12 protein-coding genes are annotated in these 15472 nt (G+C 71.5%); 11 read left to right on the plus strand and 1 reads right to left on the minus strand.

The annotated features are described in order from the left end of the window. Positions 1-142: 142 nt before the first annotated feature. The 4 genes from ABD358_RS14405 to serA all read left to right on the plus strand — a co-directional run bounded on the left by ABD358_RS14405 (position 143) and on the right by serA (position 5541). Entirely contained in the window at positions 143-1999 is a 1857-nt protein-coding gene (locus ABD358_RS14405) for an acetolactate synthase large subunit (protein ID WP_344631378.1), read from the plus strand. Positions 2000-2045: 46 nt separating this feature from the next. Then, the gene (ilvN, locus tag ABD358_RS14410) at positions 2046-2570 is read left to right on the plus strand and encodes an acetolactate synthase small subunit (protein ID WP_344631379.1); all 525 of its coding nucleotides are present in this window, start codon (positions 2046-2048) and stop codon (positions 2568-2570) included. Between the two features lie 115 nt (positions 2571-2685). Continuing rightward, a complete protein-coding gene (gene ilvC, locus ABD358_RS14415; RefSeq protein ID WP_344631380.1) occupies positions 2686-3684 on the plus strand; it encodes a ketol-acid reductoisomerase in 999 nt (332 codons plus the stop codon). Positions 3685-3951: 267 nt separating this feature from the next. Beyond that, positions 3952-5541: a phosphoglycerate dehydrogenase gene (gene serA / locus ABD358_RS14420; protein ID WP_344631381.1), complete on the plus strand. Its 1590-nt coding sequence runs from the start codon at positions 3952-3954 to the stop codon at positions 5539-5541. Positions 5542-5640: 99 nt separating this feature from the next. Here the strand turns inward: serA and ABD358_RS14425 are convergent, their stop codons facing one another. Then, a complete protein-coding gene (locus tag ABD358_RS14425) occupies positions 5641-6894 on the minus strand; it encodes a PucR family transcriptional regulator (protein ID WP_344631382.1) in 1254 nt (417 codons plus the stop codon). 192 nt (positions 6895-7086) lie between these two features. Here ABD358_RS14425 and ABD358_RS14430 point away from each other — a divergent pair, with 192 nt between their 5' ends. The 7 genes from ABD358_RS14430 to ABD358_RS14460 form a co-directional block, all read left to right on the plus strand. Next, positions 7087-8013, plus strand: a complete 927-nt coding sequence (locus tag ABD358_RS14430; protein WP_344631383.1) for a proline dehydrogenase family protein — start codon at positions 7087-7089, stop codon at positions 8011-8013. Between the two features lie 151 nt (positions 8014-8164). Next, positions 8165-9796 carry an L-glutamate gamma-semialdehyde dehydrogenase gene (gene pruA, locus ABD358_RS14435; protein ID WP_344631384.1) on the plus strand — a complete coding sequence of 544 codons (1632 nt, stop codon included), beginning with the start codon at positions 8165-8167 and terminating at the stop codon, positions 9794-9796. A 369-nt stretch (positions 9797-10165) separates the two neighbouring features. Then, positions 10166-10297 carry a hypothetical protein gene (locus tag ABD358_RS14440; RefSeq protein ID WP_344631385.1) on the plus strand — a complete coding sequence of 44 codons (132 nt, stop codon included), beginning with the start codon at positions 10166-10168 and terminating at the stop codon, positions 10295-10297. Positions 10298-10428: 131 nt separating this feature from the next. After that, positions 10429-11466 (plus strand): 3-isopropylmalate dehydrogenase, encoded by a 1038-nt coding sequence (locus tag ABD358_RS14445; protein ID WP_344631386.1) that lies wholly within the window; start codon positions 10429-10431, stop codon positions 11464-11466. A 227-nt stretch (positions 11467-11693) separates the two neighbouring features. Then, positions 11694-12797 (plus strand): branched-chain amino acid aminotransferase, encoded by a 1104-nt coding sequence (locus ABD358_RS14450; RefSeq protein WP_344631387.1) that lies wholly within the window; start codon positions 11694-11696, stop codon positions 12795-12797. 432 nt (positions 12798-13229) lie between these two features. Further along, positions 13230-14861 (plus strand): citramalate synthase, encoded by a 1632-nt coding sequence (gene cimA / locus ABD358_RS14455; protein WP_344631388.1) that lies wholly within the window; start codon positions 13230-13232, stop codon positions 14859-14861. A gap of 212 nt (positions 14862-15073) precedes the next feature. Then, a partial coding sequence (locus ABD358_RS14460) for a carboxyl transferase domain-containing protein (RefSeq protein WP_344631389.1) occupies positions 15074-15472 on the plus strand: 399 nt, incomplete at its 3' end.

A 15472-nucleotide genomic window follows, 5' to 3' on the forward strand; every position in this document is an offset into this window, starting at 1 on the left:
CCACCCCGTGGACGACAGCGACGCGCTCCCCTCGCTTGCCCGACGGCACGAGGGGTTTTTTGTTGCACGAGCACCTGAGCGCGACTCATCCACAGCCACCTACAACGAGCGTCAAACCCTCACTCTCCGAGAAGAGATTGCGATGACCGAGCAGGCCACCGGGGCCCCCCGCCCGCAGCCGCGGGCCCGTACCGGCGGAGCGCAGCCCCAGCCCGTCACCGTCGAGCACGTCACTGGGGCCCAGTCCCTCATCCGTTCTCTCGAGGAAGTCGGCGCCGACACGGTCTTCGGCATTCCGGGCGGCGCCATCCTGCCCGCGTACGACCCGATGATGGACTCCTCCAGGGTGCGCCACGTCCTCGTCCGCCACGAGCAGGGGGCGGGGCACGCCGCCACCGGCTACGCCCAGGCGACCGGCAAGGTCGGCGTCTGCATGGCCACCTCCGGCCCGGGCGCCACCAACCTCGTCACCCCCATCGCGGACGCCAACATGGACTCCGTCCCGCTGGTGGCGATCACCGGCCAGGTGGCCTCCGGCGCGATCGGCACCGACGCCTTCCAGGAAGCCGACATCTGCGGCATCACGATGCCGGTCACCAAGCACAACTACCTGGTGACCGACCCGGCCGAGATCCCGCGGGTGATCGCCGAGGCGTTCCACGTCGCCGCCACCGGCCGCCCCGGCCCGGTCCTGGTGGACATCGCCAAGGACGCGCTCCAGGCCCGAACGACCTTCTCCTGGCCGCCCGCCACCGACCTGCCCGGCTACCGTCCGGTGACCAAGCCGCACGCCAAGCAGATCCGCGAGGCCGCCAGACTGATCACCGAGGCCAGGCGCCCGGTGCTGTACGTCGGCGGCGGCGTCCTCAAGGCCGGCGCCACCGACGAGCTGAAGACGCTCGCCGAGCTGACCGGAGCCCCCGTCACCACCACGCTGATGGCGCTCGGAGCGTTCCCCGACAGCCACCCGCAGCACCTGGGCATGCCCGGCATGCACGGCACCGTCGCCGCCGTCACGGCCCTGCAGAAGGCCGACCTGATCGTCGCGCTCGGCGCCCGCTTCGACGACCGGGTCACCGGCAAGCTGGACTCCTTCGCGCCGTACGCGAAGATCGTGCACGCCGACATCGACCCGGCCGAGATCGGCAAGAACCGGGCCGCCGACGTCCCGATCGTCGGCGACGCCCGCGAGGTCATCGCCGACCTGATCGTGGCCGTCCGCGCCGAGCACGAGGCGGGCCGCACCGGCGACTGCACCGAGTGGTGGCGGCAGCTGGACCGCTGGCGCGAGACCTACCCGCTCGGCTACGACCTGCCGGAGGACGGCTCCCTGTCCCCGCAGCAGGTCATCGAGCGCATCGGCGCGCTGGCCCCCGAGAACACGATCTTCACCGCCGGCGTCGGCCAGCACCAGATGTGGGCCGCCCACTTCATCAAGTACGAGAAGCCCGCCACCTGGCTCAACTCCGGCGGCCTGGGCACCATGGGCTACGCCGTCCCGGCCGCGCTGGGCGCCAAGGCCGGGCGCCCGGACAGCACCGTCTGGGCGATCGACGGCGACGGCTGCTTCCAGATGACCAATCAGGAACTGGCCACCGCCGCGCTCAACGGCCTCCCGATCAAGGTCGCGATCATCAACAACGGCGCGCTCGGAATGGTCCGCCAGTGGCAGACCCTCTTCTACAACCAGCGCTACTCCAACACCGTGCTGCACTCCGGCCCCGACACGGTGGCCACCCCGGACATGAAGGGCACCCGGATCCCCGACTTCGTGAAGCTGGCGGAGGCCATGGGCTGCGTCGGCATCCGCTGCGAGGACCCCGCCCAGCTCGACGCGGTGATCGAGAAGGCCAACTCCATCAACGACCGTCCCGTCGTGGTCGACTTCATCGTCCACGAGGACGCGATGGTCTGGCCGATGGTGGCGGCCGGCACCTCCAACGACGAGGTCATGGCGGCGCGCGGTGTCCGTCCCGACTTCGGCGACGGCGACGACTGACTCGACCGACGACTGAGGAAACACTGAGGAACGGAACACCACGCCGATGTCCAAGCACACGCTCTCCGTCCTGGTGGAGAACACCCCCGGCATCCTCGCCCGGATCGCCGCGCTCTTCTCCCGCCGCGGCTTCAACATCGACTCCCTCGCCGTCGGTGTCACCGAGCACCCCGAGATCTCCCGCATCACGATCGTGGTGAACGTGGAGGACCTCCCGCTGGAGCAGGTCACCAAGCAGCTCAACAAGCTCGTCAACGTGCTGAAGATCGTCGAGCTGGAGCCGTCGTCCTCCGTTCAGCGCGAACTCGTTCTGGTGAAGGTCCGCGCCGACAACGAGACCCGCTCGCAGATCGTCGAGATCGTCCAGCTCTTCCGCGCCAAGACCGTCGACGTCTCCCCGGAGGCCGTCACCGTCGAGGCGACCGGCAGCAGCGACAAGCTGGAGGCCATGCTCAAGATGCTGGAGCCGTACGGGATCAAGGAACTGGTCCAGTCCGGCACGATCGCGATCGGCCGCGGTGCCCGCTCGATCACCGACCGTTCGCTGCGCTCCCTGGACCGGACCGCATAGCGAGACCGCGGTCCGTCCCCGCCCGCACCGGCATACGGTGGGCCCTGGTGAGGGCCCACCGGCCCCTCCCCGTACGGCAAGACCCCCGTACAGCAAGAACAAGGAGATATCCGAAGTGGCCGAGCTGTTCTACGACGACGACGCCGACCTGTCCATCATCCAGGGCCGCAAGGTCGCGGTCCTGGGTTACGGCAGCCAGGGCCACGCCCACGCCCTGTCGCTGCGCGACTCGGGCGTCGACGTCCGGGTCGGCCTCCCCGAGGGTTCCAAGTCCCGCGCCAAGGCCGAGGAGCAGGGGCTGCGCGTGGTCACCCCGTCCGAGGCCGCCGCCGAGGCCGACGTGATCATGGTCCTGGTCTCGGACCCGATCCAGGGCAAGGTCTACGAGGAGTCCATCGCCCCCAACCTGAAGGACGGCGACGCCCTCTTCTTCGGCCACGGCTTCAACATCCGGTTCGGCTTCATCAAGCCCCCGGCCGGTGTGGACGTCTGCATGGTCGCCCCCAAGGGCCCGGGCCACCTGGTCCGCCGCCAGTTCGAGGAGGGCCGCGGCGTGCCGTGCATCGCGGCCGTCGAGCAGGACGCCACGGGAGGCGCCTTCCAGCTCGCCCTGTCCTACGCCAAGGGCATCGGCGGCACCCGGGCCGGCGTCATCAAGACCACCTTCACCGAGGAGACCGAGACCGACCTGTTCGGCGAGCAGGCCGTGCTGTGCGGCGGCACCGCCGCACTGGTGAAGGCGGGCTTCGAGACCCTGGTCGAGGCCGGCTACCAGCCGGAGATCGCGTACTTCGAGTGCCTCCACGAGCTGAAGCTGATCGTGGACCTGATGTACGAGGGCGGCCTGGAGAAGATGCGCTGGTCGATCTCCGAGACCGCCGAGTGGGGCGACTACGTCACCGGCCCGCGGATCATCAACGAGAACACCAAGGCCGAGATGAAGAAGGTCCTGGCGGAGATCCAGGACGGCACCTTCGCCAGGAACTGGATGGCCGAGTACAACGCGGGCCTGCCCAAGTACAACGAGTACAAGAAGGCCGACTCCGACCACCTGCTGGAGACCACCGGTCGTGAGCTGCGCAAGCTCATGAGCTGGGTCAGCGACGAGGACTGAGCAGGAGCTCCCGCCCGACTCCCGCCGACCCCGTCCGCGGGTGGATGGACGGCCCGCCGGCGAGGCGGGGCGGCCCCGGCGCTTTCGCACCGGGGCCGCCGCTTCGCCGATAGACTGACACACAAGCGCGTCACAGGCTCACAGCGTCGTGCGTCTCCACGCGGCTGCCCACCTCCACCGCCCTCGGCCGTCGGGACGCGGCCGTGCCCCCTCCCCGGCCCCCGGGCGCGGGAGGGGCCCCAGGACCAGTGAGGACTGAAGACCGAAGTGAGCAAACCCGTAGTACTCATCGCCGAAGAACTCTCCCCGGCCACGGTCGACGCACTCGGCCCGGACTTCGAGATCCGGCACTGCAACGGAGCCGACCGCGCTGAGCTGATCCCGGCCATCGCCGACGTCGACGCGATCCTGGTGCGCAGCGCCACCAAGGTCGACGCCGAGGCCATCGGCGCGGCCCGGCGGCTGAAGGTCATCGCCCGCGCGGGCGTCGGCCTGGACAACGTCGACGTCTCCGCCGCCACCAAGGCCGGCGTGATGGTCGTCAACGCGCCGACCTCCAACATCGTCACCGCCGCCGAACTGGCCTGCGGTCTGCTGATCTCCACCGCCCGCAACATCCCGCAGGCCAACGCCGCGCTGAAGAACGGCGAGTGGAAGCGGAGCAAGTACACCGGCGTCGAGCTGGCGGAGAAGACCCTCGGCGTCGTCGGCCTCGGCCGCATCGGCGTCCTGGTGGCGCAGCGGATGTCCGCCTTCGGCATGAAGATCGTCGCCTACGACCCGTACGTGCAGCCCGCGCGGGCCGCGCAGATGGGCGTCAAGCTGCTCTCCCTGGACGAGCTGCTGGAGGTCTCCGACTTCATCACCGTCCACCTCCCCAAGACCCCCGAGACGGTGGGCCTGATCGGCGACGAGGCGCTGCACAAGGTCAAGCCGACCGTGCGGATCGTCAACGCCGCGCGCGGCGGCATCGTCGACGAGGAGGCGCTGCTGTCGGCCCTGAAGGAGGGCCGGGTCGCGGGCGCGGGCCTGGACGTGTTCTCCACCGAGCCGTGCACGGACTCCCCGCTGTTCGCCTTCGACAACGTCGTGGCCACCCCGCACCTGGGCGCCTCCACCGGCGAGGCGCAGGAGAAGGCGGGCATCGCGGTCGCCAAGTCCGTGCGGCTGGCGCTCGCCGGTGAGCTGGTCCCGGACGCGGTCAACGTCCAGGGCGGTGTGATCGCCGAGGAGGTGCGGCCCGGGCTGCCGCTGGCCGAGCGGCTGGGCCGGATCTTCACCGCGCTGGCCGGCGAGGTCGCCGTCCGGCTGGACGTCGAGGTCTACGGCGAGATCACCCAGCACGACGTCAAGGTGCTGGAGCTCTCCGCGCTCAAGGGCGTCTTCGAGGACGTCGTGGAGGAGACGGTCAGCTACGTCAACGCGCCGCTGTTCGCGCAGGAGCGCGGCGTGGAGGTCCGTCTGACCACCAGCTCGGAATCCCCCGAGCACCGCAACGTGGTCACGGTGCGCGGCACCCTCGCCGACGGCGAGGAGGTCTCGGTCTCCGGCACCCTCTCCGGCCCGAAGTACGTCCAGAAGATCGTCGCCGTCGGCGAGTACGACGTCGACCTGGCGCTCGCCGAGCACATGGCCTTCCTGCGCTACACCGACCGCCCCGGCGTGGTGGGCACCATCGGCCGCATCCTCGGCGAGGCCGGCATCAACATCGCCGGCATGCAGGTCTCGCGTGCCGAGGAGGGCGGCGAGGCACTGGTCGCCCTCACCGTGGACGACACCATCCCGGCCCCGGTGCTGGCCGAGATCGCGGGCGAGATCGGCGCCACCTCGGCTCGCAACGTCAACCTGGAGGACTGACCCTCCGCACGGGCGGACGGCGCGGCGGCCCCGGCACGGACGTGTTCCGCACCGGGGCCGCCGCGCTGTGCGGGAGCGGCTCGGGGTCCGTCCGCCGGATCAGTCCCGGAGCAGCCGTGCGGCCTTGAGCGCCATGTGCAGCAGCAGCCGGTCCTCGCCGTCGTCCAGGTCGAGACCGGTGAGCTGCTCCACCCGCGCCAGCCGGTAGTACAGGGTCTGCCGGTGGATGCCGAGCAGGGCCGCCGTACGGCCCGCCTGGCCCGCGCAGTCGAGGAACGCCTCGGCCGTACGGGCCATCTCCCGGCGGCCGGGTTCCAGCAGGGCCCGCACCGACGCGTCCGGGAGACGGGCGGAGGAGTCGTCGGGAAGACCGTCGGGGGAGGCCGTCAGCGGGGCCAGCATCCGGTACGGACCGATCCGGTCCCACCGCGCCACCGGGCCGAGCCTCTGCTCCGCGCGTGCTGCCCGGGCCGCGGACAGCGCCTGCCGCCACGCCCCGGGCACACCCGCCAGTCCCTCGCAGGGGGCGCCGATCCCCGCCACCGCGGCGCGCTGCCGGGCGCCGCCGCGGCCGCCGGCGTGCGGCGACCGCAGCAGCTGTTCGGCCGCGGCCCGGGCCGGGTCGAGGCCGCCGGGCGAGAGCAGCCGGACGAGGACGGCCAGACCTCCCCCCGCCCTCGCCGGGGGGAGGCCCGCCCCGGACACCGCGCAGGCGGCGACGGCGCCGGGGACTCCGGCGGGGATCCTCTCGCCGGAGCCCTCCCCGTCCTCCCCGCCCCAGGGCACCACGGCCACCACCGTCAGCGGCCCGGTCGCCACGGCCCCCAGCTCCCCGGCCAGCTCGGCCGTCGCCGCACGCCGTCCGGGAGCCGCGGTGATGAGGGTGTGGAGCAGTTCGCCCCGGCGTGCGCCCGCACGGGCCTCGGCGGCGAGGAGCGCGCCGATGCGGTCGGCGGCGGCCCGCACCTCGGCCAGCCGGGGGTCGGCCAGGTCCAGGGCCCCGTCGTCCAGCAGCCAGATGTAGCCCAGGAGCGCGCCGCCGTGCCGCACCGGTACGCAGATCCGGCCCCGGAGCACCCCGGCCGACGGGTCCGGGGGAATCCGTACGGGCTCCACCGCGCGGGTGATGCCGAAACTCTCGAACCAGGCCCGCACCCGGGCGGTCGAGCGGCGCTGGAGGATCGAGCGGGTGCGGACCGGGTCCATCAGAATGGCGGAGTCCTCCCCGCCGTCGTCGCCGTCCCCGCCGTGGGCGCCGAAGGCGATCAGCCCGAAATCACGGTTCTCCAGGGTCGCGGGCGTGCCGAGGAGGGCGGTCACCTCGTCGATCAGCTCCTGGTAGTCCTCGCGCATCGCCAGCCCCGTCTTCCGTTCCCGGTGTTCGCGGCACCCCGCCGACCTCCTCATTGTCATACAGATGTCTGAGATCGGGACCGCGGAAGCGTGACAGCTGTCGATGGCGGCGGTCCGGAGCGATCCTTAGGTTCGACGGTGGCTTTCCTCGCAGTTCGCCCACCGTCGACAAACCATTCGTGGAGGTGCCCCGTGCTGGGTTCCGTGCTCCTCGCGGCCTCGCGCAGCGACAGCATCCGCCGCGTCGTCTCGGCCGCACCGGTCACCCGTCCCGTGGTGGACCGCTACATCGCCGGAGAACGCCTCGACCAGGCCGTGGCGGCCATCCGCTCCCTGACGGACCAGGGACTGGAGGTCACCGTCGACCACCTGGGCGAGGACGTGACCGACCGCGCCGAGGCCCTGCGGGCCCGCGACGCCTACCTGGCCCTGGCCGAGGCCCTGGCGGAGGGAGGGCTGGGGGAGCGCGCCGAGATGTCGGTGAAGCTCTCCGCCTTCGGGCAGGCCCTGCCGGGCGGCGACGACATCGCGTACGCCAACGTCCTCCCGGTCGTCGAGGCCGCCGCCGAGGCGGGCACGACCGTCACCCTGGACATGGAGGACCACACCACGGTCGACTCCACCCTGGCGATCCTGGCGAAGCTGCGCGAGCGCTTCCCCGCCACGGGCGCCGTACTGCAGTCGTGCCTGTACCGCACTGAGGACGACTGCCGGGCCCTGGCCGGCGAGGGCTCCCGGGTGCGTCTGGTGAAGGGCGCCTACAAGGAGCCGGCGAGCGTCGCCCACCAGGACAAGCACGAGGTGGACCGGGCGTACGTCCGCTGTCTGCGGATCCTGATGTCGGGGAAGGGCTATCCCATGGTGGCCTCGCACGATCCCCGGATGGTGGCCCTCGCGCAGGAGCTGGCACGGCGCGCCGGACGCAAGCCGGGCGAGTACGAGTTCCAGATGCTGTACGGCATCCGCGGGGCCGAGCAGCGGCGGCTGGCCGCCGAGGGCCACCGGATGCGCGTGTACGTCCCGTACGGCACCGACTGGTACGGGTACTTCATGCGGCGGCTCGCCGAGCGCCCCGCCAACCTGCTGTTCTTCCTGCGCTCGCTGACCACCCGGAACTGAGCGGCGGCGGCCGCGCGGGACACCGGCCGGGGACCCGGGGCCACCCCCCGGGAGGATCCGGTCCGCGCCCGCCGGCCGCCGGGAACCGAGCGTCGGCGGCCGCGGCCGGCCGGACCCACGACACCACCCACCTTCGAAGGAGACACGGCCCATGGACGCTGTGACCCAGGTCCCCGCGCCGGTGAACGAGCCGGTGCACACCTACGCACCCGGAACGCCGGAGCGCGCCCGTCTGGAGGCCAGGCTCAAGGAGCTGGCCGGGAACCCCGCCGACCTGCCGATGACCATCGGCGGCAAGAAGCGGATGGGCGGCGGCGAGCGCTTCGACGTCGTACAGCCCCACAACCACAAGGCGGTGCTCGGCACCGCCGCCCACGCCACCCGGCAGGACGCGCAGGACGCCGTCGACGCCGCCCTCGCCGCCGCCCCGGCGTGGCGCTCGATGTCCTTCGACGACCGCGCCGCGATCTTCCTGCGGGCCGCGGAACTGCTCGCCGGCCCCTGGCGCGAGACGGTGGCCGCCGCCACCATGCTCGGCCAGTCCAAGACCGCGCAGCAGGCGGAGATCGACGCCCCCTGCGAGCTGGTGGACTTCTGGCGCTTCAACGTCCACTACGCCCGCCAGATCCTGGCCGAGCAGCCGGTCGCCAACTCCCCGGGCGTGTGGAACCGGCTGGACCACCGCCCGCTGGAGGGCTTCGTCTACGCGATCACGCCCTTCAACTTCACGGCGATCGCGGGCAACCTCCCCACCGCCCCGGCCCTGATGGGCAACGTGGTCCTCTGGAAGCCGTCCCCGACCCAGACCTTCGCGGCCGTGACGGTGATGCGGCTGCTGGAGGAGGCCGGCCTGCCGGCGGGTGTGATCAACCTGCTGACCGGCGACGGCACCGAGGTCTCCGAGGTGGCGCTGACCCACCCCGACCTCGCCGGCATCCACTTCACCGGATCGACCAGGACCTTCCAGTACCTGTGGAAGACGGTCGGCAACAACATCGAGAACTACAGGACCTACCCCAGGCTGGTCGGCGAGACCGGCGGCAAGGACTTCGTCGTCGCCCACCCCTCGGCCGACCCCGCGGTGCTGAAGACCGCGCTGACCCGCGGCGCCTTCGAGTACCAGGGCCAGAAGTGCTCGGCCGCCTCCCGCGCCTACATCCCGCGCTCGATCTGGGAGAACGGCTTCCGGGACGAGTTCGTCGCCGAGGTCGAGGGCCTGACGATGGGCGACGTCACCGACCTGTCGAACTTCATGGGCGCCGTCATCGACGAGCGCGCCTTCGCCAAGAACAAGGCCGCCGTCGAGCGGGCGAAGTCCGACCCGGCCTGCGAGGTCGTCGCCGGCGGCACCTTCGACGACAGCGTCGGCTACTTCGTCCGCCCGACCGTGGTGACCTGCACCGATCCGGGCAGCGAGGTCTTCCGGCAGGAGTACTTCGGCCCGATCCTGGCCGTGCACGTCTACGACGACGGGGAGTACGGGACGGTGCTGGAGCAGATGGAGTCGATCGCCCCGTACGGGCTGACCGGCAGCATCATCGCCCGGGACCGCGCCGCCGCGGCCCACGCCTGCGAGGTGCTCCGCTTCGCCGCGGGCAACTTCTACATCAACGACAAGCCCACCGGCGCCGTCGTCGGCCAGCAGCCCTTCGGCGGCGGCCGGGCCTCGGGCACCAACGACAAGGCCGGCTCCAAGCAGAACCTGATGCGCTGGACCTCCACCCGGGCCATCAAGGAGACGCTGGTTCCGCCGACCGACTACCGCTACCCGCACATGGGCTGACCGCTCCGCGTACGCGCCCGGCCGCCCGTGCCCGCCGCCCCCGTCCGGACCCCGCGGACGGGGGCGGCGCCGTGTCCGCGGCCGGCAGCTCACCCGAACGGGTGGAGTGTGCAGGGTCACAGCACTGAAATCGCAGGTCAGAGCAGTGGCTGTCTCAGATAGTAGGAAGGCCAAGTATTAGGCGGGACATCACAGCTTCCAGCCCTTATTTTGGTAGGAGCCGAACGTCCCGCTCCATCAGCGATGGCGGGTGAGGCCCGGTGCCCCTGTCGCAGGCGACCCCTGCCGCACCGACGGCCCCCGCCGCCCACGGCGCCGGCCTTCTCTCTTCCCCACCCTTCCGGTTCCGTTCCCACAGGGAGTTCGATCATGGACGAGACCGCACGCCGCCGTGCCCGCCACACCGCCCGCAACCGCGACGACGACGCCCGCAGGAACGCCGCGGCCGCCCTCCAGCGCGCGCTGGACCGGCGCGACAACGGCGGCGCCACCGGGCACTGACCGCCCGGTACGGGGGCCGCGCGGACGGAGTCGGCGCCGGCGGCCCCGCGAAGACGCTCGTCCGGCGTATCTCAAGTCCGGATCGTGGACGGCACGTGTCATCCTCTGGGACGAACGGTAAGGTCCTCCTCATGTCTCGCAGCATCGACCTCGCAGTGATCCCCGGTGACGGCATCGGCCGGGAAGTCGTGGCCCAGGGCCTGAAAGTCCTGTCCGCCGTCCTCCCGCAGGACGTGAAGCTGCAGACGCAGGAGTACGACCTCGGCGCGAAGCGCTGGCACGCCACCGGCGAGACCCTGCCGGACGCGGAGCTGGAGCGGCTGAAGGGGCACGACGCGATCCTGCTCGGGGCGATCGGCGACCCGTCGGTCCCCTCCGGCGTGCTGGAGCGCGGACTGCTGCTCAAGCTGCGCTTCGCCTTCGACCACTACGTCAACCTGCGGCCGTCGAAGCTCTTCCCCAACACGGAGACCCCGCTCGCGGGCCGCCCGGAGATCGACTTCGTCGTCGTCCGCGAGGGCACCGAGGGCCCGTACACCGGCAACGGCGGCTCCCTGCGGACCGGCACCCCGGCCGAGGTGGCCACCGAGGTCAGCGTGAACACCGCCTACGGCGTCGAGCGCGTGGTGCGGTACGCCTACGAGCAGGCCAAGGCCCGGCCGCGCAAGAGGCTCACGCTGGTCCACAAGAACAACGTCCTGGTCCACGCCGGCCACCTGTGGAAGAACATCTTCGACCGGGTCGGCGAGGAGTACCCCGAGGTCACCACCGACTACCTCCACGTGGACGCCGCGACGATCTTCTTCGTCACCCGGCCCGAGCGCTTCGACGTGATCGTCACCGACAACCTCTTCGGCGACATCCTCACCGACCTGGCAGCCGCCGTCACCGGCGGCATCGGACTGGCAGCCTCCGGGAACATCAACCCCACCGGCGCCTTCCCGTCGATGTTCGAGCCGGTCCACGGCTCCGCGCCCGACATCGCCGGCACCGGCAAGGCCGACCCCACCGCGACGATCCTCTCCGTCGCGCTGATGCTGCGCCACCTGGGTCTCGAGTCCGAGGCCACGCGGATCGAGGACGCGGTCTCCGCCGACCTCGCCGAGCGCTCCGCCCCCCGCACCACCGACGAGATCGGTGACGCGCTCGCGGCACGAGTAGCCGGCTAGCGAGCCCTGCCGCGCGTTCGGCCGGGCCCGCAGGCGCCCGGCCGCTGTGCTACTCGGCGGTTGGGTGCGACCATCTACCCCAGGACCGCCCACCCGTGCCCGTCGTACGGTCCAACGCCCGATAATCGGACGCTGACATCCGCATGCAGGGAAGCTCGGACGTCCTAGCACCGTCGGGACGACGGGAGCGCGGTCCGCCACGGACACACAGTGAAGGACGCGCTCACATGACGACGCCCCGTATCGACTTCGACCTCAAGCCCTCCGCGCAGCCGCTGCCCGGCGCGGAGCGCGAGGCGATCCTCGCCAACCCCGGCTTCGGACGGTACTTCACCGACCACATGGTCACCATTCGGTGGACCGAGGGCCGGGGCTGGCACGACGCGCAGCTCCAGCCGTACGCGCCGCTCCAGATGGACCCGGCGAACATGACGCTGCACTACGCCCAGACGATCTTCGAGGGCCTCAAGGCGTACCGCCAGCCCGACGGCTCGGTCGCCGTCTTCCGCCCGGACGCCAACGCCCGGCGCTTCCAGCGGTCCGCGCGCCGGCTGGCCATGCCGGAGCTGCCGGTGGAGACCTTCGTCGAGGCGTGCGACCTGCTGGTGCAGCAGGACAGGGCATGGGTGCCCGAGCAGGCCGAGCAGTCGCTCTACCTGCGGCCCTTCATGTTCGCCTCGGAGGTCGGCCTGGGGGTCAGGCCCGCGAACGAGTACCTGTTCATGGTGATCGCCTCGCCCGCGGGCGCCTACTTCCCGCGAGGCGTCAAGCCCGTCTCGGTCTGGCTCTCGCAGGAGTACGTGCGCGCCGCCCCCGGAGGCACGGGCGAGGCGAAGACGGGCGGCAACTACGCGGCCTCCCTCGTCGCCCAGGCCGAGGCCGCCGAGCACGGCTGCGACCAGGTGGTCTGGCTGGACGCCGGCGAGCGCCGCTGGATCGAGGAGATGGGCGGCATGAACCTGTACTTCGTCGTGGGCTCGGGCGCCGACGCCACCATCGTCACCCCCAAGCTGACCGGCACCCTGCTGCCCGGCATCACCCGGGACTCGCTGCTGACCATCGCCGCGGACCTCGGCTACCGCACCGAGGAGCGGCTGATCTCCGTGGAGGAGTGGCGCGAGGGCAACGCCGACGGAACGATCACCGAGGTGTTCGCCTGCGGCACCGCGGCCGTCATCACCCCCGTCGGCACGGTGAAGTCCGCCCACGCCCAGTGGACCGTCGGCGACGGCGAGCCGGGCGAGATCACGATGAGGCTGCGCGAGAAGCTGCTCGCCATCCAGACGGGCCGCGCGGAGGACCGCTACGGCTGGATGCACAAGCTGGCCTGATCCGCCGCAGCCACCGGCACACCGCCCGCGCGTCCCGGGCGGCACGGGCGGCGGACGAGGCCGCCGTCCGTGCCGCCCGTGCAGCCCGGAACCGCGGCGGGCACGGACCGCCGGTGACCGTCGGTGAGCGGAGCGTTTCCACATCGTGAGACCGCTGCCCGCGCGCCGGGGGTTCCGTGCCACACTGCATCCGTGCCTCGGTACGCCATGATTATCGGCAGCAGGCGCGCCGGTCCGCAGTGACCGTTTCCGCACACAACCCGGTGCGGCGGCGGACACCGTGTCCCAGACCCGCGCGCAGACCTCTCGCACCCGCGAGGGGTTTTTTCGTTTTCAGGCCCCAACCGGGCGGGACGAGGGCGTGAGGGATGATGGGGACAAGTGGGGCCAAGCCTTCCGGACCTTCACCCATCCGACAGGAGCCAGACCAGCATGACCGACGCCGCGGACTCCCAGCAGCCGGGGGACGCGTCCCACGCCAGTGACGCGTTCCACGTCTTCGACACGACCCTCCGTGACGGTGCGCAGCGCGAGGGGATCAACCTCTCCGTCGCGGACAAGCTCACCATCGCCCGCCACCTGGACGACTTCGGTGTGGGCTTCATCGAGGGCGGCTGGCCGGGGGCCAACCCCCGGGACACCGAGTTCTTCGCCCGCGCCCGTGAGGAGATCGACTTCCGGCACGCGCGGCTCGTCGCCTTCGGCGCCACCCGCAAGGCGGGCGTCCCCGCCGCCGACGACCCCCAGGTGCGGGCGCTGGTCGCCTCCGGGGCGCCGGTGGTGACCATCGTCGCCAAGGCCCACGACCGGCACGTGGAGCTGGCGCTGCGCACCACGCTGGAGGAGAACCTGGCGATGGTCCGCGACACGGTGGAGTACCTGCGGGCCGAGGGCCGGAGGGTCTTCGTCGACTGCGAGCACTTCTTCGACGGCTACCTGGCCAACCCCGAGTACGCCAAGCAGGTCGTCCGCACCGCCCACGAGGCGGGCGCCGACGTGGTGGTGCTGTGCGACACCAACGGCGGCATGCTCCCCGCCCAGGTCCAGGCCGTGGTGCGGACCGTCCGCGACGACACCGGAGCGCGTCTGGGCATCCACGCCCAGGACGACACCGGCTGCGCGGTGGCCAACACCCTGGCCGCCGTCGACGCGGGCGCCACGCACGTGCAGTGCACCGCCAACGGCTACGGCGAGCGGGTGGGCAACGCGAACCTGTTCTCCGTCGTCGCGGCGCTGGAGCTGAAGTACGGCAGGAAGGTGCTGCCCGAGGGCGCGCTGCGCGAGATGACCCGGATCTCGCACGCCATCGCCGAGGTCGTCAACATCACGCCCTCCACCCACCAGCCGTACGTCGGCGTCTCCGCCTTCGCCCACAAGGCCGGGCTGCACGCCTCCGCGATCAAGGTGGACCCCGACCTCTACCAGCACATCGACCCCGAACTGGTCGGCAACCGGCTGCGGATGCTGGTCTCCGACATGGCCGGCCGCGCCTCGGTGGAGCTCAAGGGCCGGGAGCTGGGGATCGACCTGGGCGGTGACCGGGAGCTGGTCGGCCGGATCGTGGAAAGAGTCAAGGAGCGCGAGCTCCGGGGCTACAGCTACGAGGCCGCCGACGCCTCCTTCGAACTGCTGCTGCGCGAGGAGGTGGAGGGACGCCCGCTGCGGTTCTTCACCACCGAGTCCTGGCGCGCCATCGTGGAGAACCGGCCCGACGGCTCCCACGCCAACGAGGCGACCGTGAAGCTGTGGGCCAAGGGCGAGCGCATCGTCTCCACGGCCGAGGGCAACGGCCCGGTCAACGCCCTGGACCGGGCGCTGCGGCTGGCGCTGGAGCGGATCTACCCCCAGCTCGCCAAGCTGGAGCTGGTCGACTACAAGGTCCGCATCCTGGCGGGGACCCACGGCACCGAGTCCACCACACGGGTGCTGGTCTCCACCGGCGACGGCGGCGGTGAGTGGTCCACCGTCGGAGTCGCCGACAACGTCATCGCCGCCTCCTGGCAGGCCCTCGTCGACGCCTACACGTACGGGCTGCTGCGCGCCGGCGTCGAACCCCAGGGCTGACCGACCGTCATGTGACGGCGGTCTCCCGCCTGCGGTGTACGCCCGCCGCGCACTGTGGGAACCCCACAGTGCGCGGCGGCAAAACCAGGAGCCTCCCGCAGGTGTGCGTCCTTTCAGGTGGACGGTTCTGTCCGGCGTGACCATGAATCGCCGATGGAGACTGTGCGAATCCAACGACGGTCTACGGCGGAGTTGTTTCGTAGGGTCTGTACATGACCGATCTGTCCCAGGCGCCGTCCGCGGCGAGCGACACCCGTGGCCGTGTGGCGGAGTTGCAGGCCATTCGTGAGCAGGTACGGCGTGGTCCGAGCGAGAAGGCGACCGAGGCGCAGCACGCCAAGGGGAAGCTGACCGCGCGCGAGCGGATCGAGCTGCTGCTGGATCCGGACTCGTTCCACGAGGTGGAGCCGCTGCGGCGGCACCGTGCCACCGGCTTCGGCCTGGAGGCCAAGCGGCCGTACACCGACGGGGTGGTCACCGGCTGGGGGACGGTGGAGGGGCGGACGGTGTTCGTCTACGCCCACGACTTCCGGATCTTCGGCGGGGCGCTGGGCGAGGCCCACGCGCAGAAGATCCACAAGATCATGGACATGGCCCTGGCGGCCGGCGCG

The organism is Streptomyces glaucosporus (genome assembly GCF_039533345.1).
GTDB lineage: Bacteria > Actinomycetota > Actinomycetes > Streptomycetales > Streptomycetaceae > Streptomyces > Streptomyces glaucosporus.